The sequence below is a fragment of the Streptomyces sp. SAI-127 genome (genome assembly GCF_029894425.1).
In the GTDB taxonomy this organism is placed as follows: domain Bacteria; phylum Actinomycetota; class Actinomycetes; order Streptomycetales; family Streptomycetaceae; genus Streptomyces.
The window spans coordinates 8012811-8037612 of the sequence record NZ_JARXYJ010000001.1; the positions used below are offsets into that span (position 1 = coordinate 8012811).

Annotated in this window: 23 protein-coding genes and 1 riboswitch; of the genes, 11 read left to right on the top strand and 12 right to left on the bottom strand. The window is 71.8% G+C overall.

The window, feature by feature from the left end; all coding sequences use genetic code 11:
* Positions 1-10 precede the first annotated feature (10 nt).
* The 10 genes from cobI to M2157_RS36845 all read right to left on the bottom strand — a co-directional run bounded on the left by cobI (position 11) and on the right by M2157_RS36845 (position 13730).
* Positions 11-757 carry a precorrin-2 C(20)-methyltransferase gene (gene cobI, locus M2157_RS36800; protein ID WP_280867369.1) on the bottom strand — a complete coding sequence of 249 codons (747 nt, stop codon included), beginning with the start codon at positions 755-757 and terminating at the stop codon, positions 11-13.
* Complete coding sequence (locus M2157_RS36805) at positions 742-2238, bottom strand: cobyrinate a,c-diamide synthase (protein WP_280867370.1); 1497 nt, start codon at positions 2236-2238, stop codon at positions 742-744. The genes cobI and M2157_RS36805 overlap by 16 nt, the downstream gene beginning before the upstream one ends.
* A complete protein-coding gene (gene cobO, locus M2157_RS36810; protein WP_280867371.1) occupies positions 2232-2831 on the bottom strand; it encodes a cob(I)yrinic acid a,c-diamide adenosyltransferase in 600 nt (199 codons plus the stop codon). The genes M2157_RS36805 and cobO overlap by 7 nt, the downstream gene beginning before the upstream one ends.
* Positions 2831-4831 (bottom strand): putative cobaltochelatase, encoded by a 2001-nt coding sequence (locus M2157_RS36815; protein WP_280867372.1) that lies wholly within the window; start codon positions 4829-4831, stop codon positions 2831-2833. Before M2157_RS36815 ends, cobO begins: the two co-directional genes overlap by 1 nt.
* Positions 4828-8499, bottom strand: a complete 3672-nt coding sequence (gene cobN / locus M2157_RS36820; protein WP_280867373.1) for a cobaltochelatase subunit CobN — start codon at positions 8497-8499, stop codon at positions 4828-4830. The genes M2157_RS36815 and cobN overlap by 4 nt, the downstream gene beginning before the upstream one ends.
* Positions 8496-10031: a cobyric acid synthase gene (locus M2157_RS36825; RefSeq protein WP_280867374.1), complete on the bottom strand. Its 1536-nt coding sequence runs from the start codon at positions 10029-10031 to the stop codon at positions 8496-8498. The genes cobN and M2157_RS36825 overlap by 4 nt, the downstream gene beginning before the upstream one ends.
* Positions 10028-10969, bottom strand: coding sequence for a cobalamin biosynthesis protein (locus M2157_RS36830; RefSeq protein ID WP_280867375.1), 942 nt, complete (start codon positions 10967-10969; stop codon positions 10028-10030). Before M2157_RS36830 ends, M2157_RS36825 begins: the two co-directional genes overlap by 4 nt.
* A 97-nt stretch (positions 10970-11066) precedes the next feature.
* Positions 11067-11210, bottom strand: a riboswitch (cobalamin riboswitch).
* A gap of 130 nt (positions 11211-11340) precedes the next feature.
* Entirely contained in the window at positions 11341-11562 is a 222-nt protein-coding gene (locus tag M2157_RS36835; RefSeq protein ID WP_020121372.1) for a hypothetical protein, read from the bottom strand.
* 26 nt (positions 11563-11588) lie between these two features.
* Positions 11589-12827 carry an inorganic phosphate transporter gene (locus M2157_RS36840; protein WP_280856748.1) on the bottom strand — a complete coding sequence of 413 codons (1239 nt, stop codon included), beginning with the start codon at positions 12825-12827 and terminating at the stop codon, positions 11589-11591.
* A 153-nt stretch (positions 12828-12980) separates the two neighbouring features.
* Positions 12981-13730, bottom strand: a complete 750-nt coding sequence (locus M2157_RS36845; RefSeq protein ID WP_280856747.1) for a lysozyme — start codon at positions 13728-13730, stop codon at positions 12981-12983.
* Positions 13731-13923: 193 nt separating this feature from the next.
* Between M2157_RS36845 and M2157_RS36850 the strand changes: the two genes are divergently transcribed.
* The 3 genes from M2157_RS36850 (at position 13924) to M2157_RS36860 (ending at position 17833) form a co-directional block, all read left to right on the top strand.
* The gene (locus M2157_RS36850; protein ID WP_280867376.1) at positions 13924-14613 is read left to right on the top strand and encodes a class II aldolase/adducin family protein; all 690 of its coding nucleotides are present in this window, start codon (positions 13924-13926) and stop codon (positions 14611-14613) included.
* 489 nt (positions 14614-15102) lie between these two features.
* Positions 15103-16278 carry an alpha/beta hydrolase gene (locus tag M2157_RS36855; RefSeq protein WP_280867377.1) on the top strand — a complete coding sequence of 392 codons (1176 nt, stop codon included), beginning with the start codon at positions 15103-15105 and terminating at the stop codon, positions 16276-16278.
* A 157-nt stretch (positions 16279-16435) separates the two neighbouring features.
* Entirely contained in the window at positions 16436-17833 is a 1398-nt protein-coding gene (locus M2157_RS36860; protein ID WP_280867378.1) for a hypothetical protein, read from the top strand.
* 4 nt (positions 17834-17837) lie between these two features.
* Here the strand turns inward: M2157_RS36860 and M2157_RS36865 are convergent, their stop codons facing one another.
* Positions 17838-18251: a VOC family protein gene (locus tag M2157_RS36865; protein WP_280867379.1), complete on the bottom strand. Its 414-nt coding sequence runs from the start codon at positions 18249-18251 to the stop codon at positions 17838-17840.
* Positions 18252-18521: 270 nt separating this feature from the next.
* On the opposite strand from M2157_RS36865, the gene M2157_RS36870 reads away from it, so the two are divergent.
* The 3 genes from M2157_RS36870 (at position 18522) to M2157_RS36880 (ending at position 21647) form a co-directional block, all read left to right on the top strand.
* A complete protein-coding gene (locus tag M2157_RS36870) occupies positions 18522-20120 on the top strand; it encodes an ABC-F family ATP-binding cassette domain-containing protein (protein WP_280856742.1) in 1599 nt (532 codons plus the stop codon).
* 362 nt (positions 20121-20482) lie between these two features.
* A complete protein-coding gene (locus tag M2157_RS36875) occupies positions 20483-20704 on the top strand; it encodes a helix-turn-helix domain-containing protein (protein ID WP_004002281.1) in 222 nt (73 codons plus the stop codon).
* Positions 20705-20834: 130 nt separating this feature from the next.
* A complete protein-coding gene (locus tag M2157_RS36880; protein ID WP_280867380.1) occupies positions 20835-21647 on the top strand; it encodes an enoyl-CoA hydratase/isomerase family protein in 813 nt (270 codons plus the stop codon).
* Here M2157_RS36880 and M2157_RS36885 read toward each other — a convergent pair.
* Positions 21644-22360 (bottom strand): nucleopolyhedrovirus P10 family protein, encoded by a 717-nt coding sequence (locus M2157_RS36885; RefSeq protein WP_280867381.1) that lies wholly within the window; start codon positions 22358-22360, stop codon positions 21644-21646. The two genes, M2157_RS36880 and M2157_RS36885, sit on opposite strands and share 4 nt — an antisense overlap.
* 86 nt (positions 22361-22446) lie before the next feature.
* Here M2157_RS36885 and M2157_RS36890 point away from each other — a divergent pair, with 86 nt between their 5' ends.
* Genes M2157_RS36890 through amaP form a run of 5 tightly spaced genes read left to right on the top strand, consistent with a single transcriptional unit; the run spans position 22447 to position 24798 of the window.
* Positions 22447-22911, top strand: a complete 465-nt coding sequence (locus tag M2157_RS36890) for an Asp23/Gls24 family envelope stress response protein (RefSeq protein ID WP_280856739.1) — start codon at positions 22447-22449, stop codon at positions 22909-22911.
* A 36-nt stretch (positions 22912-22947) separates the two neighbouring features.
* Entirely contained in the window at positions 22948-23142 is a 195-nt protein-coding gene (locus tag M2157_RS36895; protein WP_266525009.1) for a hypothetical protein, read from the top strand.
* Entirely contained in the window at positions 23139-23537 is a 399-nt protein-coding gene (locus M2157_RS36900) for a hypothetical protein (protein ID WP_280856738.1), read from the top strand. Before M2157_RS36895 ends, M2157_RS36900 begins: the two co-directional genes overlap by 4 nt.
* Positions 23534-24214, top strand: coding sequence for a DUF6286 domain-containing protein (locus M2157_RS36905; protein WP_280856737.1), 681 nt, complete (start codon positions 23534-23536; stop codon positions 24212-24214). The genes M2157_RS36900 and M2157_RS36905 overlap by 4 nt, the downstream gene beginning before the upstream one ends.
* Before the next feature lie 5 nt (positions 24215-24219).
* Positions 24220-24798: an alkaline shock response membrane anchor protein AmaP gene (gene amaP, locus M2157_RS36910; RefSeq protein WP_280856736.1), complete on the top strand. Its 579-nt coding sequence runs from the start codon at positions 24220-24222 to the stop codon at positions 24796-24798.
* Positions 24799-24802 lie beyond the last annotated feature (4 nt).

Sequence of the window (24802 nt, forward strand, 5' to 3'; positions counted from 1 at the left end):
CTGGAAGGGTTCACAACTTGCCACCGCGGGTGCCGTCCCGCCGCGCGGGCGCGATGAGGGTGGAGAGATACGGCAGGGGAGCCCCGTCGAGCTCACCGGCGGGCCGGATGGACTCGCCCTCCATGCCCAGCGCCGATCCCCATACGGCGTCCTCGATCCGCCCGGTCTCCCTGAGCGCCTCGGCCACCTCACCGGCCAGCCGCCCGAACTTGTAGGCGACGACGGTCCCGGGCCCGTTGAGCGCGTCCTTGAGGACGGCGGAACCGGCGGTGACGGGCACCAGCGTGAGCGGCTCGGTGCCCTCGGTCAGTACGGCCCCGGAACGCGCCGCGAGGTCCTGCATGGCGGTGATGCCGGGCACGGTCTCGACGACGGCGTCGGGCACGAGTTCGCCGATGGTCTGGGCGAGATAGGTGAAGGTGGAATAGACGTTGGGGTCGCCGATGGTGGCGAAGGCGACGCACGCGTGGGCGGCGAGCAACCCGGCGACCCGCTCCCCGGCCGCGTCCCAGGCGGCCTCGCGCCGGGCGTGGTCACTGCGCTCGTTGAGAGCGAAGACGACCCGGACGATCCTGTCCTGGGGCACGTAGTGCAGAACGGTGGCCTCGGCCCGCCCCTTCTCACCCGTGTCCATGACCGGCACGACGACCACGTCGGCGGCGCGCAGGGCGTTGACGCCCTTGACGGTCACCAGCTCCGGATCCCCGGGCCCGACCCCGACCCCGATCAACCTGCTGCTGCTCATGACGTCCGGCACCTCTCCACGAACCGACGGGCGACACCGGGCACCGAGGCCCAGTGCGTGTGCAGATAACTCGCGTGCACACCACGCTGTACAAAACCTTCGAGCCGCCGCCGGGGCACCCGCACACCCCAGGCCGCGGCGTCCCCCACCTCCGGCTCCACCACGGTCCGGTGGAACTCGTGTCCCCGCATCCGCGTCCCGGCGACAGCCAGCGAACTGTCGCTGACGGCGACGGCGTCCCGATACCCGAGGGTGAGCGTGTCCTCCATCCGGGCCGAGGCATCGAGCACCCCGCACATGGGCTGCCCGTCGAGCTCACGGCACAGATAGAGCAGGCCGGCACACTCGGCGGCGACGGGAGCGCCGGTCTCTGCGAGGGCTGAAACGGCCTTGCGCAGCGGTTCGTTGGCGGAGAGCTCGGCGGCGTAGACCTCGGGGAATCCGCCCCCGATGACCAGGCCGGCGGTCCCGTCGGGCAGATGCTCGTCCCGCAGCGGATCGAAGGGGACGACTTCGGCACCGGCGGCGGTGAGCAGTTCGGCGTGCTCGGCATAGGAGAAGGTGAACGCGGGACCACCGGCTATGGCGATCACCTGCCCATGCGGCGGTTCGTAGCCGGATACGGATGGGAAATTCAGCCCCTCCGGCGTTTGAGGAGCGGGGGTCCAGGGGGCAGAGCCCCCTGGGAGCGGGGTCGAAGGGGCGGCAGCCCCTGGGGACGGGACGGGTAGGGGCGGCGGGGGCGAGGAACTCAAGACCTCAGCCGCATCCCAAGCCGCACACGACAACGCCCCCGCACCCCGCGCCAGCGAAACCAGCCCATCGAGATCGCACCCGGTACGGACCTGTTGCGCCATCGCCGCGACGGCATCCACCGCCGCCCCCCGCCGCTCGGCGACCGGCACCAACCCCAGATGCCGGGAAGGCGTATCCACTTGGGCCACCCGCCGCAGCACCCCGAACACCGGCACCCCGGCAGACTCCAACGCCTCCCGCAACAACGCCTCATGCCGATCGGAGGCGACCTTGTTGAGGATCACGCCCCCCACCCGCACCTCGGGATCCCACGACGCGAACCCGTGCACCAGCGCGGCAACGGACCGGGACTGCGACGAGGCATCGACGACCAGCACCACGGGCGCCCGCAACAGCTTCGCCACATGAGCAGTGGACGCCAGCTCCCCTTCCCCCGCGGCCCCGTCGAACATCCCCATCACCCCCTCCACGACGGCGATGTCACACCCGCGCGCCCCGTGCAGGAACAGCGGAGCCACCAGCTCCGGCCCACACAGATACGCGTCGAGATTCCGCCCCACCCGCCCGCTCGCGAGCGCGTGATACCCGGGATCGATGTAGTCCGGCCCCACCTTGTGCGGAGACACGGCGAGCCCCCGCGCGGCGAACGCGGCCATCAACCCCGTGGCAACGGTGGTCTTGCCGCTGCCGGACGACGGCGCGGCGATGACCAGCCGAGGGACGGAAGACGTCACCACTCGATGCCCCTCTGCCCCTTCTGCCCGGCGTCCATGGGGTGCTTCACCTTGGACATGTCGGTCACGAGATCGGCGAAGTCGACCAGCTTGTCGGGCGCGTTGCGGCCGGTGATGACCACGTGCTGGGTCCCGGGCCGATTCCTGAGCACGTCAAGAACCTCATCCGTGTCCACCCACCCCCAGTGCATCGGGTAGGCGAACTCATCGAGCACATACAGCTTGTACGTCTCGGCGGCGAGATCCCGCTTGACCTGCTCCCAGCCCTCCCGGGCCTTCTCCTCGTTGTCCATCTGGGCATCGCGCTGCACCCAGGACCAGCCCTCGCCCATCTTGTGCCAGTCGACCGACCCGCCCTCCCCGGACGCCCCCAGCACCCGCAGCGCGTTCTCCTCGCCGACCTTCCACTTCGCCGACTTGACGAACTGGAACACTCCGATGGGCCACCCCTGATTCCAGGCCCGCAGGGCAAGCCCGAATGCGGCGGTCGACTTCCCCTTGCCGATGCCCGTGTGCACCACCACCAACGGCCGGTTGCGACGCTGACGAGTCGTCAGCCCGTCCTCCGGCACCACACTCGGCTGTCCCTGAGGCATTACGCGGCCCTCCTCTGTACGTCCTTCACCAGTCCGGCGATCGAGTCGGCCCGCAACTCGTCCAAGGTCACCGCCGTACCGTCCAGTTCACCCGCGAGCTGCCCCGCGAGCCCCAGCCGCACCGGCCCGGACTCACAGTCGACGACGACGGAGGCGACACCGTCCGCGGCGAACAGCCGAGCCGCACGCCCCGCGAGCGCGACCGGCTCGGGCCCACCGGTGGCCCGCCCGTCCGTCACCACGACGACCAGCGCCCGCCGCGCGGGATCCCGCAGCCGCTCCACCCGCAGCACCTCGTGCGCCCGCAGCAGCCCGGCCGCGAGCGGAGTACGCCCACCGGTCGGCAAGGTCTCAAGCCGGGCGGCCGCGGCGTCCACCGAGGACGTGGGCGGCAGGGCGACCTCCGCCGCCGACCCGCGGAACGTCACCAGCCCCACTTTGTCCCGCCGCTGATACGCGTCGAGGAGCAGCGACAGCACGGCCCCCTTCACCGCACTCATCCGCTGCCGCGCCGCCATCGACCCCGAGGCGTCGACCACGAACAGCACGAGATTCCCCTCGCGCCCCTCCCGCGTGGCCTGCCGCAGGTCGTCACGCCGGACGACGAGCCCCCGCCCCGTCCGCCCCCGCGCCCGCTGATGCGGGGCGGCCGCCTGCACGGTGGCCGCCAGGTGCAGCTTGGTCAAGGCCCCTCGGGGCCGCCGGGCACCGGTCGTCCGCCCGTGCTCGGTCCGCGCACGGGACCGCCGCCCGGCAGCGCCGTCGCCCAGCCCGGGCACGCTGAGCACCTTGGTACGGAAGGGCTCGGAAGCCCGTGCGGCCGGCTGCTCCCCGGCACCGGCACCGGAGACCTGCGGCTCGCCACCGTCCCCCGCCTCCGGCTGCGCGCCGGAATCCCCGTCGGCCTGCGGCCCGTCGTCCTGTGTCCCGGACGGCGGCTGCCCGCCACCCCCACCGGGCCCGTCCGGGTCGGGATCCTCGTCGCCCTCCCCGCTGAACTCCTCCAGCGTCTCGTCGAGCTTGTCCTCGTCGAGTCCCGGCGCGTCAAAGGGATTACGGCGTCGGCGGTGCGGCAGCGCGAGGAGCGCGGCCTGCCGCACGTCCTCCGCGAGCACATCGGTCCGCCCGGCCCACGCCGCCAGCGCGGTCGCGGTGCGCGCCATCACGATGTCGGCCCGCATGCCGTCCACCTCGAACGCGGCACAGGTCGCCGCGATCTGCCGGAGCGCCCCGTCGCCCAGTCGCACCGACGGCAGCAACTCCCGTGCGGCGACGATCCGTTGCCGTACGGCACGCTCCTCGTCCGCCCAACGCGCGGCGAACCCGGCCGGATCGTCGTCGTAAGCCAGCCTGCGCCGTACGACCTCCACCCGCTGGTCCGGCTCCCGCGAGGCCGCGACCTCGACGGTCAGCCCGAACCGGTCGAGCAACTGCGGCCGCAGCTCGCCCTCTTCGGGGTTCATGGTGCCGACGAGCAGGAACTTCGAGGCGTGCCGTACCGAGACGCCCTCCCGCTCGACGTACGACGCCCCCATCGCGGCGGCGTCGAGGAGCAGGTCGACCAGATGGTCGTGGAGGAGGTTGACCTCGTCGACGTAGAGGATCCCGCGGTGCGCGTCGGCGAGGAGTCCCGGCTCGAAGGCCTTCACGCCCTCCGCGAGCGCCCGCTCGATGTCGAGGGCGCCGACGAGCCGGTCCTCGGAGGCGCCGACGGGGAGTTCGACCATGCGGGAGGGGCGCATGCCGCCGTTGCCCGCCTCGTGCGGACCGTCCGGGCAGGACGGGTCCGGCGCGGCGGGGTCACAGGAGAAACGGCAGCCGGGGACGACCGCGACCTCGGGCAGCAGCACCGAGAGCGCGCGCACCGCCGTCGACTTGGCGGTGCCCTTCTCGCCGCGCACCAGCACACCGCCGACCGCCGGCGACACGGCGTTCAGCAGCAGCGCGAGCCGCAGGTCCTCCTGGCCGACGACGGCCGTGAACGGAAACGGGGTACTCACTTCTCGTCACCCTCCAAGTCGCCCTCGAGCTCCAGGTACGTGGCCCGCAGCCGCTCCAGCGTGTCCGCGTCCGGCTCGGCCCACAGTCCACGGTCGGCGGCCTCCAGGAGCCGCTCCGTGATGCCCCGCAGCGCCCACGGGTTGGACTTCTTCATGAAGTCCCGGTTCTCCGCGTCGAAGACGTACTCCGCGCTGAGCTTCTCGTACATCCAGTCGTCGACCACGCCCGCCGTGGCGTCGTAGCCGAAGAGGTAGTCGACGGTCGCCGCCATCTCGAAGGCGCCCTTGTAGCCGTGCCGGCGCATGGCCGCCATCCAGCGCGGGTTGACGACCCGGGCCCGGAAGACCCGGTGGGTCTCCTCGCCGAGCGTCCGCGTCTTCACCTGGTCGGGCGTCGCGGAATCGCCCACGTACGCCTCGGGGTTGACGCCCGTGAGGTGGCGCACCATGGCGACCATGCCGCCGTGGTACTGGAAGTAGTCGTCGGCGTCGACCAGGTCGTGCTCGCGGGTGTCGACGTTCTTCGCGGCCACATTGATCCGCTTGAACGCCGTCTCCATGTCCCCGCGCGCCGCCCGCCCGTCCAGCCCGCGCCCGTAGGCGTAGCCGCCCCACACCGCGTACACCTCGGCGAGGTCTGCGTCCGAGCGCCAGTTGCGGGCGTCGATCAGCGGCAGCAGACCGGCGCCGTACGCGCCCGGCTTGGACCCGAAGATCCGGGCCGTCGCGCGCCGCCGGTCACCGTGCTCGACGGTGTCCTCGTCGGCGTGCGCCTTCACGAAGTTCTGGTCGGCCGGCTCGTCCAGGTCGGCGACCGTGCGGACGGCGTCGTCGATCAGGCCGACGACATGCGGGAACGCGTCCCGGAAGAAGCCGGAGATGCGGACCGTGACGTCGATGCGCGGACGGCCGAGCTCGGTCAGGGGAACGACCTCGAAGCCGGTGACCCGCCGCGAGGCCTCGTCCCACACCGGACGGCAGCCCAGCAGCGCGAGGATCTCGGCGATGTCGTCGCCCTGCGTACGCATCGCGGACGTACCCCAGACCGTGAGCCCCACGGACTTCGGGTACTCGCCGGTGTCGGCCAGGTACCGCTGCACGAGCGAGTCGGCGAGCGACTGGCCGACCTCCCAGCTCAGCCTGGACGGAATGGCCTTGGGGTCGACGGAGTAGAAGTTCCGGCCGGTCGGCAGGACGTTGACGAGACCGCGGGTCGGCGAGCCGGAAGGCCCCGCCGGGACGTAACCGCCGTCCAGGGCCTTGAGGATGTGTGCGATCTCGTCCGTCGTACGGGCCAGCCGGGGCACGACCTCGGTGCAGGCGAACTCCAGCACGGCGACGGCCTCGGGGAGTTCGGTCCCGAGGACGTCACGCACGAGACCGGGGACGGCCGTCACGTCCCAGGACACGGCCTCCATGCCCTCCGCGACCCGACGGCACAGCTGCTCCAGCAGATCGATCGCGTCGGCGGCACTGCGCGCAGGGCCTTCGACGAGGTCGGAGAGCTCGACCGGAACCTTCACCGGCGCACCGGGCTCGGCCAGCAGCTCCTTCTCGACCAGCCCGAAATGCTCCGCCAGCGAAGCCCGCAGCCCCGGCAGGGCGTTCGCCTGCCCGCCCCACACCTGCGAGGCGCGCAGCACGGCGAGCACCAGGTTGACCCGGGCCTCGTCGACCGGACCGCCGCCGAGGATGTGCAGCCCGTCCCGGATCTGCACGTCCTTGATCTCGCACAGATAGCCGTCGATGTGCATGACGAACTCGTCGAACGCCGCGTCGTCCGGCTGCTCGTCCACATGCAGGTCGTGGTGGAGCTCGGCCGCCTTGACCAGCGTCCAGATCTGGGCGCGCACGGCCGGAGCCTTGGTCGGGTCCAGGTCGGAGACGAGGGCGTACTCGTCGAGGAGCTGCTCCAGCTTGGCGAGGTCGCCATAGGTGTCGGCCCGCGCCATCGGCGGCACCAGGTGGTCGACCACGGTGGCGTGTCCGCGCCGCTTGGCCTGGGTGCCCTCACCGGGGTCGTTGACGATGAAGGGATAGATCAGCGGCAGTTCACCGAGCACGGCGTCCGGCGCACAACCCCCGCTGAGGCCGAGGCCCTTGCCCGGAAGCCACTCCATCGTGCCGTGCTTGCCCATGTGGACGACCGCGTCGGCGCCGAAACCGCCTTCCGATGTCGCAGCCTCGAGCCACCGGTACGCGGCCATGTAGTGGTGGGACGGCGGCATGTCCGGGTCGTGGTAGATCGCGATCGGGTTCTCCCCGAAGCCGCGCGGCGGCTGGATCATCACGACGACGTTCCCGAACTGGAGCGAGGCCAGCACGATGTCGTCCCCGTCGACGTACAGCGAGCCCGGCGGCTCACCCCACGCGTCCACCATGGCCTGACGAAGCCCCGGCTCCAGCTTGTCGAACCAGGCCCGGTAGTCGGCGAGCGGCACCCGCGCGGGAGCCGACGCCAGCTGGTCCTCGGTCAGCCACTCGACGTCGTGTCCGCCGGCCTCGATCAGCCGGTGGATGAGCTCGTCGCCGTTGTCGGGGTACCCCTCGACGACGTACCCGGCATCCCTGAGCGAGTCCAGCACCCGCACCGCCGAAGCGGGCGTGTCCAGGCCCACGGCGTTGCCGACCCGTGAGTGCTTGGTCGGATACGCGGTGAAGACCAGCGCGAGCTTCTTCTCGGCGTTCGGCTTGTGCCTCAACTCCGCGTGCCGTACGGCGATCCCGGCGACCCGCGCGGCCCGCTCGGGGTCCGCCACGTACACCGGGACGTCGTCGGGCCCCTGCTCCTTGAAGGAGAACGGCACGGTGATCAGCCGTCCGTCGAACTCCGGGATCGCGACCTGCATGGCCGCGTCCATGGGGGAGAGGGCGGCGTCCGACTCGTCCCACGCGGCCCTGGACGACGTGAGGCAGAGCCCTTGCAGCACAGGCACGTCGAGGTCGGCCAGCGCCCCGATGTCCCACGCTTCCTCGTCACCGCCCGCCGAGGCCTGCGAGGCGTGGGTGCCGCCGGCGGCGAGGACGGTGGCGACGAGGGAGTCGGCCCGGGCGAGGAGCTCGTAGAGTCCGGCGTCGGCACCGCGCAGTGAACCGCAGTACACGGGAAGGGCGTTGGCGCCCCGCGCCTCGATGGCCTCGCACAGGGTGTCCACGAAGGCGGTGTTGCCGCTGAGTTCATGGGCCCGGTAGAAGAGCACCCCGACGGTCGGGCGGCCGTTGTCCGGCGCGAGCGGGCCATGGACGCCGTACTCCGGCATCTTCTGCGGCTCGGCGAACCCCTCGCCGGTCAGCAGCACGGTGTCGGACAGGAAACGGGCGAGTTCCTCCAGGTTCGCGGGACCGCCCTCGACGAGGTACCTGAGCGCCTCGGCCACGACACCGGCCGGTACGGACGACTCGGCCATCAACTCGGCGTCCGGCACGCTCTCTCCGCCGAGCAGCACGGTCGGGACGCCGGAAGCCTTCAGCGCGGCGAGCCCGTCCTCCCAGGCCCGCTTGCCGCCGAGCAGCCGTACGACGGCGATGTCCGCGCCGTCGAGGAGCGCGGGCAGCTCGTCCGTGACGTCGATCCGGGTCGGGTTGCCGATCCGGTACTCGGCACCGGAAGCGGCCCGGGCCGCCAGCAGATCCGTGTCGGCGGTGGACAACAACAACACTGTGCTCATGCGGGCGCTCCCGGTGGAATGAAAGGCAGTCCTTGCGGCGCACCGGACTCGATGAGCCGCCACAGCGCGTCCGTGTCCGCGTGCTGTTCGATCAGGTCGCCGAGCCGGTCGAGCTGCTCCTCGCGCAGCGCGGCGAACGAGGTGTGGGGGGCCGGCACGAACCGGCGGCCCGCGGCGGCCGCCACCTCCCGCAGGAAGGCCCGCCGGAACCCGTCCGACTCCAGCGAGCCGTGCCAGTGGGTCCCCCAGGTCTGGCCGACGCGGCAGCCGTCCAGGCTGTGTCCTTTGTCATCAGAGATGAACGCTTCGCCCCCGTGGATGTCGGCGACCCCGTGATGGATCTCGTACCCCGCGACGTGCTCGCCGAGGGCTTCGCCCTCCGGCCGGGTCAGGGTCTTCTCCCGCGCGAACCGCACCCGCACGGGAAGGACTCCGAGCCCCTCGACGTGCCCCTGCCGGCTCTCGACCTCGTCCTCGATGTGCTCGCCGAGGATCTGGAAGCCGCCGCAGATGCCGAGCACCGGGCGTCCCTGCGCGGCCCTGGTGACGAGGGCGTCGGCCAGCCCGCGCTCCCGCAGCCACTCAAGTGCCCGTACGGTCCCACGGGTTCCCGGGATCACGACGAGGTCGGCGTCCGCCAGCTCCTCCGCCCGGTCCACGAACCGCACCACCACACCGGGTTCGGCGGCCAGGGCGTCCACGTCGGTGAAGTTGGACATCAGCGGAATCGCACAGACGGCGACCCGCAGCACGTCCTCGCCCACCGGAGGGCTCACCGCGGACTCCCGGACGGTCCCCCGCAGTGACACCCGCAGCCCGTCCTCCTCGTCGATCCCGAGCCCGTGCCGGAAGGGCAGAACGCCGTAGGTGTGGCGCCCGGTGAGCCCGTGCAGCATGTCCAGCCCCGGCTCCAGCAGCGAGACGTCCCCCCGGAACTTGTTGACGAGGAACCCGGCGACGAGCGCCTGGTCCTCGGGGGAGAGCAGCGCGACGGTCCCGAAGAAGGAGGCGAAGACGCCCCCGCGGTCGATGTCGCCCACGACCAGCACGGGCAGCCCGGCGTTCCGGGCGATCCCCATGTTGACGATGTCGGTACGCCGCAGGTTGATCTCGGCCGGGCTGCCCGCCCCCTCACAGATCACCGCGTCATACGTGCCCCGCAACTCGCCGAGACAGTCGAGCACGGTCCCGAGAAGCTGCTGCTGCCGCCCGCCGTGATAGCCGCGTGCGCTCAACTCCCCGACGGGCTTCCCGAGCAGCACGACCTGACTGCTCTGCTCACCACCGGGCTTGAGCAGCACGGGGTTCATGAGCGCGGTGGGCTCGATGCGGCAGGCCTGCGCCTGCATGGCCTGGGCCCGCCCGATCTCGGCGCCCTCGCGCGTGACGAACGAGTTGAGGGACATGTTCTGCGCCTTGAACGGCGCGACCTTCACCCCCTGCCGCACCAGCCATCGGCAGATCCCGGCGGTGACGACACTCTTGCCGGCGTCCGAGGTGGTTCCGGCGACGAGAAGACCCCCGCCACTCATGCCGTACGCCCCTTCACGAAGGCCCGCGCGGCGACACCGACGCTGAGCGCGAGCAGCCCGACGCGCCGTGACAGCCGTACGGCGCGCTCGATGTCGTACGTGGCGACGGCGCGCCCTCGCTGATTCAGCACCGGCCGATGCTCGACCCGCCCCGCGTACGAGAGGGTCCCGCCGAGCCGGACACCCAGCGCCCCCGCGAACGAGGCTTCGACGGGCCCGGCGTTGGGGCTCGGATGCTGGGGTGCGTCCTCCCGCCAGGCCCGCACGGCACCCCGCGGACTGTCACCGGCCAGGGCGGCGAGTACGGCGGTCAGCCGCGCCCCCGGCCACCCGGCGAGGTCGTCGAGCCGGGCCGAAGCCCACCCGAAGCGGCGGTATTCGACCGACTTGTGTCCCACCATGGCGTCGAGCGTGTTCACGGCCCGGAACCCGAGCAGCCCCGGCACTCCGGCGGCGGCTCCCCACATGAGCGCCCCCACCACGGCGTCGGAGGTGTTCTCGGCGACGGACTCCACGACGGCCCGCGCGATCCCGTCGGCATCGAGTGCCTGAGGATCGCGCCCACACAGATGCGGCAGCCGGTCCCGGGCCGCCTCGACGTCTCCGGCCTCCAGCGCCCGCCCGATGACCCGGGCCTCCCGCACGAGTGAAGTCCCGCCCACGACGGCCCAGGTGGCGGCTGCGGTGAGCGCGACGGAAGCGGTACGGGACGGACGTACGACGTTCTCCGCCACGGCACCGAGTCCCACCGCACCGCCCACGCACACGGCGGTGTGCAGCGTGCCCCACCCCCGGTGGTCCCGCCACAACACCCGCTCCACGGCGCCCGCGGCCCGTCCGAACGCGGCGACCGGATGCCCACGACGGGGGTCACCGAGCAGAAGGTCACCGATCAGACCGGCGGCGGAGCCGTACGCGAAGACGCGATCGGCACGCACCGGCTCAGCCGATCGCGGGGTCGTTCAAGTGCCTGGAACTGCAGGTGGATCGGCAGGCGAGCATCGCGTCATGTCCTCACTCAGGGTGTCCACGCCCTGGTTCGACGAGACCGGCGGCGAGAGTTCCTGGCTCCCGGGGCTACCCACCCCGGTGACAGTGGCGGGACCGCGCCGGATTCGCACCGGCTTCCTCTTCTGCCGCCGTATATGGCTCCGGCAGTCCACCACGGCCCTTCGAGAGCCGTCAACTTGCTTCTGACCTGCGGCGGGGGAGTGTGCAGAACCCCACATCGCCGGTCATGGAAGACGGCCGGGCGGGCACGGAACCCGAAGGTTCCGTGCCCGCCCGGCCGTCGAGTGACGGGGTGCCGTCAGGCCACGATCAGATAGATCCCGTATGCCACCGCCGCCGCGCACGCCGCGAAGCAGGCGTAGGCGCCGGTGACCGCGAGGGCGGCCGAGTCGCCCTGGGCGGTGGCCCGTTCCTGGCGGGACAGGCCCATGATGCCGAGGGTGAACAGGGCCACGAGGCCCACGGTGACGACGAGGCTGACGCCGAAGACGGAGCCGAGTGCTTCCCAGTCGATCTTCATGGTGAGGCTTCCTTAGTACTGCGGGCTCAGACGGCGGCCGGCGGGGCGGCCGGTTCCGTCGTGGCGGGCGGGGCCGGGATCGTGGCGGTGAGGACCTCGGTCACCGTGCCCGCGGGCGGCGGGGTCACGGCGGCGATCGCCGTGGTCACCACGCCGGCCGGCTCGTCGGTGTGGTTGACGTTGGACGCGTCCACGACCTCGCGCCGCGAGATCTTCCAGATCGCCGCGCTGGAGGCGACGAGGAAGACCGCCACGACCGCCGTACCCCAGTCGCCGAGGTCGGTGACCGACTCGGCCAGGGCGCCCACCAGGGCCGCCGCCGGGAGCGTCAGGCCCCAGGCGACGAACATGCGGGTGGCCGTGGACCAGCGGACGACGCCGCCCTTGCGGCCGAGGCCGGCGCCCATCACCGAACCGGAGACGGAGTGCGTGGTGGACAGGGAGAAGCCGAGGTGGGACGAGGCCAGGATGACGGTGGCCGCGCTGGTCTGGGCGGCGAAGCCCTGCTGCGGCTGGAGGTCGGTCAGGCCCTTGCCCATGGTGCGGATGATGCGCCAGCCGCCGAGGTAGGTGCCGAGCGCGATGGCGAGGCCCGCCGAGAGGATGACCCAGGTGGGCGGGTCGGAGTCGGGCGCGACGACACCGCCGGCGACCAGGGCGAGGGTGATGATGCCCATCGTCTTCTGCGCGTCGTTGGTGCCGTGGGCCAGCGAGACCAGGCCGGCCGAGGCGATCTGGCCGGTGCGGTAGCCCTTCGCGGCGGCCTTGCCGTCGGCCTTCTTGCCCAGGGTGTAGGAGAGCCGGGTGGCCAGCATGGCGGCGATGCCCGCGACGATCGGCGCGGCGATCGCCGGGATCAGGACCTTGGTGATGAGCGCGTCGCCGTGGACCGCGCCCATGCCCGCCGAGGCGATGGTGGCGCCGATCAGACCGCCCATGAGGGCGTGCGAGGAACTGGAGGGCAGGCCCACCAGCCAGGTCAGCAGGTTCCAGAGGATCGCGCCGACCAGGGCGGCGAAGATGACCTCGGGACGGATGCCGGTCTCGTCGACGAGACCCTTGGAGATCGTGTTGGCGACCTCCACCGAGAGGAAAGCGCCCACAAGGTTGAGCACGGCGGACATGGCCACCGCGACCTTGGGCTTGAGTGCACCGGTCGAGATGGTGGTGGCCATCGCGTTGGCGGTGTCGTGAAAACCGTTCGTGAAATCGAACGCGAGTGCGGTTACCACCACAATCGCGAGGATCAGCGAGAAGTTTTCCATTTACCCAGGCAATCGTTCGAGGTCATTGGCGCGTTGAACGTAGGTAACCTGGATGAACGGAAGGTGAACTGAGGCGGGCCGTGCGGTGACCGGAATCTTCCGCTACGGCTGTGCCGGACCTCTCGGCCCCCGCGCGACCCGTGCGCCCCACGGCTACGACCCCCTGGCGAACCTCCTCAGCTGATTCGCCGACCCGTTGAAGAGATTCTGGTCACCCGGCAGGCTGCCGCTGTTGTCGTACTGCCAGATCGTCCAGTACGACCATCCGGCGGGCAGCGCTCCCGTGTCCGCCGAGTTGTAGCGGGCCACCCACAGCGCGTGGTCGGAGGCGAAGGCGCCGCTGCCGCCCGTGCACGTGTTCCACCAGTGGGCGGTCGTGTAGATCACCGGACGGCGCCCGGTGAGCCGTTTCACTTCATCGCTGAACGACTTGATCCAGCCGACCAGCTGCGCCTTGGTCATGCGGTAGCACTTGTGCTTCTTGTCGTACGGGTTGTACTCGATGTCGAGCGCGGGCGGCAGGGTCCAGCCGTCCGCGGTCCAGGCGCCGCCGTTGCGTACGAAGTGCGCGGCCTGTGTCCTGCCCGACGACTTGTCCGGCAGTGCGAAGTGGTACGCCCCGCGGACTATGCCCGCGTCGCGCGCGCCGTTGTACTGCTGACCGAAGTGCGGATTGCGGTAGTTGGTGGACTCGGTCGCCTTGACGTAGACGAACGTGGCGCCCTTGGCCCTGGCCTTCCGCCAGTCGACGTCCTTCTGGTGCGAAGAGACGTCGTGCCCCTTGGGCAGGCTCGCCGCCGAGGCGGGTGTCTCGGCGAGTGCCATGCCTCCCACGGTGAGCGTGGCCACGGACACGGCCAGGGCGCGGGTTCGGCGACGGGCAGGCTTGCGATCACGGGCCATGTGTCCCCCCGGAATGGCGTCGTGCACAACAAAGCCCAGAGATTACTGGAAGATAATCGAATTGCGGGCGATCTCCGGCCAAGCTGTGAGAGAGGGGCGCGTATACGGAAATGCGCCCTTTCGTAGCTCGGGCGCGCGCCCTACAGTGCCCCGCCCGGAGGCGATCCGGCGCCACGGCTGGCAGGATCGCGGCATGGCTGAGGAACGGCGGGATCCACGGGACGTACGGGATGTCGGTGCCGAGGAGGCGGACGCCTGGGGGGAGTTGGTCGACACCGCCCGCAGGACGGTGTCCCACGGACTGGTCGTCGGAACCTCCGGCAACGTCTCGGTGCGCGTCGCGGACACGGTCCTGGTCACGCCCTCGGGCGTCCCCTACGACCGCCTCACGCCGGACGACGTCACGGGCGTCGACCTCGACGGCCGACAGGTCCTCGGCAGCCTGGTCCCGACGAGCGAACTCCCCATGCATCTCGCCGTCTACCGCAGCACGGACGCCCGTGCGGTCGTCCACACCCACGCCGTGCACGCCACGGCCGTCTCCACGCTCGTGTCCGAGCTCCCCGCGATCCACTACATGACCGGCGCGCTCGGCGGCGCCGTCCGGGTTGCGCCCTACGCCACCTACGGCACCGACGAGTTGGCCGAGAACATGCTCCACGCCCTCGCCGACCGCTCCGCCTGCCTTCTCCAGAACCACGGCACGATCGCCTACGGCAGCACCCTCGCCCAGGCCTACGACCGCACAGCCCAACTGGAATGGATGTGCCACCTGTGGCTGACGGCCCGCGCGGTACCGGGCCTGACCCCGAACCTGCTGACGGAGGAACAGGTGGCGGAGGCGGGGGAGCGGTTGCGGGGGTACGGCCAGCGCGGGGCTTGAACAGGGCGCCTACGGGGGTGCCGCGTCGGGTCTTTGCGCGTCTGCAGGCCGGTGGGGGCTGGTCGCGCAGTTCCCCGCGCCCCTGGGGAGTTGCAGTCACCCGCGCCACGACGGACCGATCCCCACCTCACGCGCCCCGACGGACCGTTAGCCGCACCGCGCGCCCCGACGGGCCGGTAGCCGCGTACGGCGCGCCGGGGACGGGGTGGGGGGTGTCCACCCGCAGCGGCCGGCGTCCGTTGCCCAGTACTGCTCAATCGACAGCAACCGCCGGACCGAGGACGGACACCCCCCACCCCGGCCCCGACCCACAACACACCCGCACGCGCTACACCCGCCCCCACCGAACCCGCACAGGCCGCCGCAGGCACCCAGGGGCGCGGGGAACTGCGCACAACGCCCGCCCCCACCGAACCCGCACCCACCCGCCCAACCGCCGGAGGCACCCGCCCACTGGCCGTACACCGAGTCCGACAGGACACTGAAGGCGTGCGTACTGTCAAAGCGACGGCCGCTGCCGTCACCGCAGCCCTGGCGGCCGGCACCGCCGGAATCGTCGCCGGGAGGATCGCCAGCGACGCCGGACTGAAGGCGTCACCGGGCCGCCCGCTGCCCGGTGAACCCCGGCTCACCGTCCACTCCACCGCCGCCGGCCGCATCGCCCTCACCCGCGACCTCGCCGCGCTGCGCCCCGGCATCTACGGCCTCGCGGGCGACGCCTCCCACGCCGTCGTGGGCCCCGTCCTCACCGCGGAACCGCACTCCGCCGACACCGTCGTCCGCCGCCTGGAACGCGTCACCCACGGCACCCTGGAACCCGGCGACAAGGTCTGGCTCACCCCGAACGTGTACGTCGGCAACCCGAAGTCGGTCCTCGGCCTCGACCACACCGACGTCGAGATCCCGGGCGAACTCGGCACCCTGCCCGCCTGGTTCGTCCCCGGCATACGCGACACCTGGGTCATCGCGGTCCACGGCCTCGGCACGACCCGCGAACACGCCATGAACGTCATGGAGTTCCTGCACGGGCTCCGCTTCCCGGTCCTCGCCCCCGCCCACCGCGGCGACGCGGGCGCCCCCCGCCCGCCCGACGGCCTGAACCACTTCGGCGACACCGAGTGGCGCGACCTGGACGCGGTCATGCGCTTCGCCGTCAGCCACGGCGCCCGTCAACTCGTCCTGCTCGGCTGGTCCACCGGCGCCACGATGGCCCTGCGCGCCGCCGCCCACTCGGGCCTGCGCGACCGCGTCAGGGGGCTGGTCCTGGATTCGCCGGTCCTCAGCTGGGAGCGGACCCTGCGCGCCCTCGCCGCGGCCCGCCACACCCCCGGCGTCCTCCTGCCGCTCGCGGTGCGCGCGGCACAGGGCCGCACCGGACTGCCCAGCGCCCACTCCGGCCTGTACGCGGACCGCACCGTCCCCTACGCCGACCACGAGGACCGGACCGACGACCCGGGCCCCGACCGGCCCCCGCCGCCGACCCTGATCTTCCACGGCCCGGACGACACGATCGCCCCCTGGGACCTCTCCCGCCGTCTCGCCGGTACCCACCCCGACCGGATCGCCCTCCACACGGTCCGCCAGGCCCCCCACGCGGCGATGTGGAACGCCGACCCGAGCGGCTACGAAGAGGCACTGCGCCGTTTCCTCACCCCCCTGATGTGACCTCCGTGCGCCCCGGTCCCACAGGTTCCGTTTAAGCCCGTACTACTGGCCTGATCACGGCGTATGCCCCTCCGCGCGGCCCCGGCGCCGGCTCGCCCCGTCGCGCGCGGTGGCATTCCGTTTGGGTTTTCGGACCGTCAACCGGAAGACTGCACCCGTGACGTCCCGTATCCCGCGCGACTCCAGGCTTCGACTCGTCCGCCCGCGACCCCTGGCCGCCGCCCCCTCAGCCGTGAACCAACGGCGCCCACGCCGCCCCGCGCCCCGCCCGCCGGAAGGCACACCGGCCCCCGCGGAACTGGCCAGAATGGCGCGCTCCGGTCTCGCCGACGCGGCCCGCGTCGCGCACTGGGCCGACGGCGCCCTGGGCCCCGGCAGGGACGGCGCGGGCTCCGACGGCAAGGGCACCCTCTCCGACGAGACAGCCGGGCGTGCGGCCCGGGACCTCGGCCTGACCCCGGCTCAGGTCCGCGCCGCCTGGGACACCGCCCGCCTCGCCGGTCTGATCGAGGTGCACGGCGACAGCGCGCGCCCGGGCTGGCGGCTGCGCGCCTGGAACCGCGACGACAGCGCCGTACTGCGCGGCTGGGTCGCCCTCTTCGACGCCTGGTCCCTCGCCTCCCCGGAACCCACCGACCGCGAGCCCGCCGCCGTCGCCGAGGTCGTCTCGGCCATGCCCCAGGTGCTCTCCTTCCTCCAGCTGTCGGCCGGCCCCGTCCCGGTCGAGCAGCTCCTGGACCTCCTGGAGCAGCGCGTCACCGAACTGCGCACCGAGCGCTGCGAGATCCCCTACGGCCCCCAGCCGGAGCCCGTGGAGGAGCCCGAGACGGCCGACGCCCCTCTCGCCCCCCTCCTCGACTGGGCCCTGCGCGCCCTCGCCTCCGTCGGCGCCCTGACCTACGGCGACGGCCAGGCCACCCTCACCCCGCTCGGCAGCTGGGCGGTGTGGGTCAAGCTGGAGCAGATCTGCGTCGCCGCGCAGAGCCCGGCCGGCAACATCGAGGTCGCCGCCGAGGAGATGCTGCGCGGCTGCGCCCAGCTGCGCCCCAACGCGGCCCGCGCCGAGTACCGCGCCTGGCTCGCGGCCCGTCCCGTCGGCAGCGCCGTCACCGAGCTGCTCGGCGCAGCCCGCGGCGACGACGCCCTGCTGCGCGGCCTCGCCTTCGAGGCCCTGCGCGTCGTCGGTGCCCCGGCCGAGCCCGACGTCCGCTCCGTGGCCGACGAGCCCACCCTGCGGCCGTACGCCCTGCTGTGGCTGGCCGAGCACGACGGGATCGACCCGGAGGACGCCCACGAGGTGCTCACCCGGGAAGAGGCCACCTGGCTGTGGGTCGACACCGCGGCCGCCGTCGCCGACCACGGCGAGGCCCCGATGCTGGTGCGGCACCTGGAGTCCGCCCTCCAGCCGACCGTCCCCCGACTGCTCGACGAGGTCCGGGCCGTCGGTCACCCGCGCACCGTGCAGGTCCTGGTCGCCCTCGCCGCCGCCCACCCCGACCCGGCCCTCGCCAAGGCCGTACGCCGCGCCGCCTTCCAGGTGCACACCGGGGGCTGAGGGCTCAGCCCCCGATCTCGGGGGCGTACGTTCCGAAGCTCCACACATTGCCCTCGGCGTCCCGGGCCATGTAGTCCCGGGAGCCGTACTCCTGGTCCGTCGGGGGCATCAGGATCTCCGCGCCGTGCTCCACGGCGCGGCGGTGGTGTGCGTCGACGTCGTCCACGACGACGTACACCCCGGTCGTGCCCGCGTCCTTCATCGCCGCGTCGAAGACACCGCCGCGGCCTTTCGAGCCGAGCATCACCGCGCCGTTGCCCTGCACCAGCTCGGCGTGCAGTACGGAGCCGTCCTCGCCCTCGTACACCGACAGCTCGGTGAATCCGAAGGCCTCCGTCAGCTGCCTGATCGCCGCCTTCGCGTCGGTGTACAGCAGCGTCGGGTAGATGCTCGGACGCCCACCGCTCGTACCTGCCATGCCGATCACTCCCTTGTGATCAAACGACGGAACGGAACCCGGGCGAACGCCGGGAATTCCCCCTGCCGACCAGTCTCGCAGCGACCACTGACAACGGCCCGACGGCAGCCACGACCGCCCCGTAGCGAGACCAACCCAACACCGAACCCAGGAAAAGTGCTTGCACGCCCCCGTTAGACTTGGCCCATGGCCATTCTCCTCGCGCATTAGACGGCGGGAACGTCCTCAGCCGCCCACCCGTCAATCCCGAATCCGCCCTGGAGTCTGTCCGTGATCTCCGCCTCCGGTATCGAGCTGCGCGCCGGCGCCCGAGTCCTCATCGAGTCCGCCACCTTCCGTGTCGCCAAGGGCGACCGCATCGGCCTGGTCGGCCGCAACGGCGCGGGGAAGACCACCCTCACCAAGTGCCTGGCCGGCGAGGGCATCCCCGCCGCGGGTCAGATCACCCGCTCCGGCGAGGTCGGCTACCTCCCCCAGGACCCCCGCACCGGCGACCTCGACGTGCTCGCCCGCGACCGCATCCTCTCCGCGCGCGGCCTCGACGTCCTGCTGAAGAAGATGCGCGACAACGAACAGCGCATCGCCAACGGCCAGGGCGCCACCCGGGAGAAGGCACTCAGGCAGTACGAGCGCCAGGAGACGGAGTTCCTCACCAAGGGCGGGTATTCCGCCGAAGCAGAGGCCTCCACGATCGCCGCCGCGCTCAACCTGCCCGACCGGGTGCTGGGCCAGCCGCTGCACACCCTCTCCGGTGGCCAGCGCCGCCGTATCGAACTGGCCCGGATCCTCTTCTCCGACGCCGACACCCTGCTCCTCGACGAGCCGACCAACCACCTCGACGCCGACTCGATCATCTGGCTGCGCGACTACCTCAAGACCTACCGCGGCGGCTTCATCGTGATCTCCCACGACGTCGATCTGGTCGAGACGGTCGTCAACAAGGTGTTCTACCTGGACGCCAACCGCGCCCAGATCGACGTCTACAACATGGGCTGGAAGCTCTACCAGCAGCAGCGCGAGGCCGACGAGAAGCGCCGCAAGCGCGAGCGGCAGAACGCCGAGAAGAAGGCCGCGGCCCTGCACTCGCAGGCCGACAAGATGCGCGCCAAGGCCACCAAGACGGTCGCCGCGCAGAACATGGCCAAGCGCGCCGACCGGCTGCTCGCCGGCCTCGACGCGGTGCGCCAGCAGGACAAGGTCGCCAAGCTGCGCTTCCCCGAGCCCGCGCCCTGCGGCAAGACCCCGCTGATGGCGGAGGGCCTGTCGAAGTCGTACGGCTCGCTGGAGATCTTCACCGACGTCGACCTGGCCATCGACAAGGGCTCCCGCGTGGTCATCCTGGGCCTGAACGGCGCGGGCAAGACCACCCTGCTGCGTCTGCTGGCCGGGACCGAGCAGCCCGACACCGGCGCGGTCGTGCCCGGCCACGGCCTCAAGCTCGGCTACTACGCCCAGGAGCACGAGACCCTCGACCCCGAGCGCACGGTCCTGGAGAACATGCGCTCGGCGGCCCCCGACCTCGACCTCGTCGAGGTGCGCAAGACGCTCGGTTCGTTCCTGTTCTCCGGCGACGACGTCGACAAGCCGGCCGGCGTCCTCTCCGGCGGCGAGAAGACCCGCCTCGCGCTCGCCACCCTGGTCGTCTCCTCGGCGAACGTCCTCCTGCTCGACGAGCCCACCAACAACCTCGACCCGGCCAGCCGCGAGGAGATCCTCGGCGCGCTGCGCACCTACAAGGGCGCGGTCGTCCTGGTGACCCACGACGAGGGCGCCGTCGAGGCGCTCCAGCCGGAGCGGATCATCCTGCTGCCGGACGGCGTCGAGGACCTGTGGGGCGCCGACTACGCGGATCTCGTCGCCCTCGCCTGAGTGGGCACCGCTTGATCGAAAGCGTGATCCACGGCGTGATCCACGGCGTATGGATCATTCGGCCCACCGGTGATCCATCATCTGTGTGAGATCTCCTCGTACCGAGGTGTGTCCTACATCGATTTCACGGCCGAGCCCTTTATCGACAAGGGCTCGGCCGTCGTACGTCGCTGACCTGGCACTTCACAAAAGAACCCGTTCGGCGGTACGAACGGCTCTGGGTGGAATTACAGATTCCGCTTGTGGGGATGCGCTCCTGTCGTCAAAACCCTGTCTTACGGACCTTGCCGAATGGGTGGCCATCGCGCCCCGGAGGGGTGATCATGAGGGGACCAGAGCGCACTTCCCATGAGGAGGCACGGGTGGCCGAGACTCTGAAGAAGGGCAGCCGGGTAACCGGCGCCGCGCGCGACAAGCTCGCGGCAGACCTGAAGAAGAAGTACGACTCCGGTGCGAGCATTCGGGCACTGGCCGAGGAAACCGGCCGCTCGTATGGCTTCGTGCACCGGATGCTCAGCGAATCGGGCGTCACGCTTCGTGGGCGTGGCGGAGCGACGCGGGGCAAGAAGGCCGCATCGTCCTGATCCGGGCGGCCCATCGGCTTCGATGGTGACCACCCGGTCGGTCGGCTGACTGACCGGGTGGTTACTGTGCAGTCACTTAGCTGTGCCGTCCTGCGGCACGGAGGATGACCGCACTCATCGGAGGCACCCCATGGCGACGTCCAGCCAGGATGGCCAGGAACTCGTTCCCCTGCTCGACAAGGACGGCGTACGGCTCACCGTCGAGGAGACCCTCGCCAGGGTGACGCTGACCAACCCGGCCAAGCGCAACGCCCAGAGCCCCGCTCTGTGGCGGGCGCTCGCCGAGGCGGGCCGGCTGGTGCCGGGCTCCGTCCGGGTCGTGGTGCTGCGTGGCGAAGGCAAGTCCTTCTCCGCCGGGCTCGACCGGCAGATGTTCACTCCCGAGGGGATCGAGGGCGAGCGGTCGTTCATCGACCTCGCCCGCAGTGGTGACGCCGAACTCGACGCCGCCATCGCTCAGTTCCAGGAAGGCTTCACCTGGTGGCGGCGCAGTGACGTCGTGTCCATCGCCGCCGTGCAGGGGCATGCCATCGGGGCGGGATTCCAGCTGGCCCTCGCCTGTGACCTGCGCGTCGTCGCCGACGACGTGCAGTTCGCCATGCGCGAGACCAGCCTGGGCCTGGTCCCCGACCTCACCGGCACCCACCCCCTGGTGGGCCTCGTCGGATACGCCCGGGCGCTGGAGATCTGCGCCACCGGGCGCTTCGTCACGGCCGAGGAGGCGGTGAACACCGGCCTCGCCAACCTCGCCGTACCGCTCGACCAGCTCGACGGCGCCGTGCAGGACCTGGCGGCCGCACTCCTGTCCGCCCCCCGCGACGCGGTCATCGAGACCAAGGCGCTGCTGCGGGGCGCCCAGGACCGCACCTACGACGAGCAGCGCGCCGCCGAGCGGGCAGCCCAGACCCGACGACTGCGGGATCTCGCCGGAGTCGGCGACTAGGCCGGCACGCCCGTCACCAGCACGGCCACCGTCGGACGGTCCGCCAGCACCTCTCCCACGGCGGCGCGGACCTCCCGGGCCACGTCCAGGGCCCGGCGGTCCGCGCCCACCGCCAGTTCGACGCGGACATGGCGGCGCGGAAGCGAGCCGTCCCCGGTCTCCCGGTCCCCGATGTGCACCGGCCGCCCGAGCAGACCGGTCAGCCGGTACACACCGGGCACCGACAGAGCGGCGCCGGCCGCGAGAGCCTCGTCGCCCGGCCCCGCCTCCACGGCACGCGGCGGCTCGGGCTGTCGTACGGGAGACGGTTCCGCGTCCTCGTCCACGAGGGCCGTCACCCGCAGGTCCACCTCGCCGAGCTCCAGCCCCAGCCGCTGCGCCGCCGCCCCGGCGAGCGCCGTGCGCAGCCGCTCCGCCGTGACCGGCAGCGGCTGTGCGGGGGTGGCCTCGAACTCCGCCGTCACCCGCAGCGGGCCGGGCGGCAGCGCGCTCGGAGGCGGCGGTACGGCGGGCTCGTGCGTGTCCTCCGGATCGGCGAGGCCGATGCGCACGCCGCCGAGCCGTACATCCGGTAGGTCTCGCACGGCGGCCCGCAGCACCCCCTGAGCCGCTTCCTCGGAGATCCACGCTCCGTCGCGCGGCCCGCCCAGGGGCAGCAGCCGCCCCAGCCCCAGCTGATGCCGCACCGTCCGTGCCCACTGCTCCGCCGTCATTACTCCAGCCTGCCGCATCTCTGGCGCGCGATCGCGCAACCGCGCTTACGGTGGTCGAAGGAGGACGACCGAAAGGGGTGATGGCGATGACCGACATGACGCAGAACACCGAGGTGGAGTCGTCGGTGCAGCCGCGGAAGACCACCAAGCGCGGCGGCGGCGACGCGGCGACACGTGGGCGGACCACCATCGCCGACGGTGTCGTGGAGAAGATCGCCGGACTCGCGGCACGGGACGTCCTCGGCGTCCACGCCATGGGCAGCGGGCTGAGCCGCACCTTCGGGGCGGTACGGGACCGGGTGCCCGGCGGTTCGAAGTCCGCCACACGCGGGGTCAAGGTGGAGGTCGGCGAGGTGCAGACCGCGCTCGACCTGGAGATCGTCGTCGACTACGGCGTCTCGATCTCCGACGTGGCCAGGGCCGTGCGGGAGAACGTCGTGTCCGCGGTGGAGCGGATGACCGGCCTGGAAGTCGTCGAGGTCAACATCGCGGTGAGCGACGTGAAGCTGCCCGACGAAGAGGACGAGGAGCCGGAGACCCGGCTCCAGTAGCCGGACCACACCTTCAGGGACCTTAGGGAGCGCACGATGAGCATGGCCGTGGTCGGCATGATCGCCGGCATGGCGCTGGGCTTCGCAGGGTATTTCGGCGGATTCGGCGCCTTCCTGCTGGTGGCGGCGCTGGGCGCCATCGGCTTCGTCGTCGGCCGGTTCCTGGAGGGGGACCTGGAGATCGGCGACCTCTTCCGCAGCCGTGACGACCGGCGTGACCGGCGGCGATGACGTCCGTGAGCAGTGAGGCAGGCGCGGCGGACGAGCTCCGCAGACCCCTGACCCCGACCGCCGTTCCGCCCGGTGACCGAGGGGCGACGAGGATCGCCGACCGGGTGGTCGCGAAGGTCGCGGGACAGGCGGCCCGCGAGGCGCTCGGACGGCTCCCCGCCGAGGCCCAGCCCCCGCACGCCACCGTCGCCGTCCACCGCGAGGTCGCCCGGATCCGCATGCACCTCGAACTCGACTACCCCTGCGACATCGGCGCGCGTTGCCGGAAGGTGCGTCAGCACGTGGTCGAGCGGGTAGTCGCGTTGGTGGGCATGGAGGTGTCGGAGGTGGCCGTCCAGGTGGAGCGGCTGTATCCGGCACAGACGCACGGCGTGGCACAGGGGAGGACGCGATGAGCGAGCCCCAGGGCTCCGAGGGCACCACACAACGACTGCCGGTCCTCGAGAAGGCACCGGACCAGCGCGACCAGTCCGCGTCGGCGGCCGCGTACGGACCACCACCCGTCCCGGAGGACGGGGCGGGCGGCGGCGAACGCCGTTTCTGGTCGGCGCGCAGGATCCCGGCGGGCATCGTGGCACTGCTGCTCCTGCTCGTCGCGGGGTTCTTCCTGTACGACATCGCAGCCGTCCGCGCCGACCGGCCCCCCATGCGCTGGCGCCGCGAACTCGCCCGGCAGCTCGCCGAACGCCCCCTCGACGACATCTGGGTCCTGATCGGCGCGGGCGTCGCCGCGGCCCTGGGCCTGTGGCTGATCGTCCTGGCCACCACACCGGGTCTGCGCGGCGTCCTCCCGATGAGCCGCACCCATCCGGACGTCCGGGCCGGCCTCCACCGGGACGCGGCCGCCATGGTCCTGCGGGACCGGGCCATGGAGGTGGCCGGCGTCCAGTCCGCACGCGTACGGATGCGCCGGAAGAAGGCCGACGTCCGCGCGGTCTCCCACTTCCGCGAACTGGACGACGTACGCGCCGACTTGGACGTGACCCTCACCGAGGCGATCAGGGCGCTGGGCCTGGCCCGGCCACCCGCCCTCTCGGTGCACGTGGCGCGGACGACCAGGAAGAAGGGCTGAGGCCGATGCTCAGGACCGTCAACCGCGTACTGATCGGCCTGGTCGGGCTGGTGCTGCTCGTCGTCGGCGGCTCGGTACTCGCCGTGGGCCTCGGCCTCGACCCACCCTCCTGGTGGATCCACGACGGCAAGAAGGACGTCCTGCTGAGCGACGCGGAGCGCACCCGCTGGGACGGCGAGGGCTGGTGGTGGCCGACGGTCATCGCCGCACTGGCACTCGTGGTGCTTCTGACCCTGTGGTGGCTGACCGCGGTCCTGCGCAGGCGCCGGCTCACGGAGGTACGCGTCAACACCGGCGACGGCGAGGGCGCGCTCCTGCGGGGCCGGGCCCTGGAGGGCGTACTCGAAGGCGAGGCGGCCGAGTTGGACGGCGTCCACCGGGCCCACGCCCATCTGACCGGCCGTCCGGACGCGCCCCGGACCCGCGTACGGCTCCTGCTGGAACCCCACGTGGACCCGGGAACGGCCCTTCACGTCCTGACGACAGGGGCCCTGACCCACGCCCGCAATTCGGCGGGGCTGGAGACCCTTCCGGCCGAGGTCCGCATGACCGGCGTCAAGCACAAAGCGGAGAGGGTCAGTTGAGAGC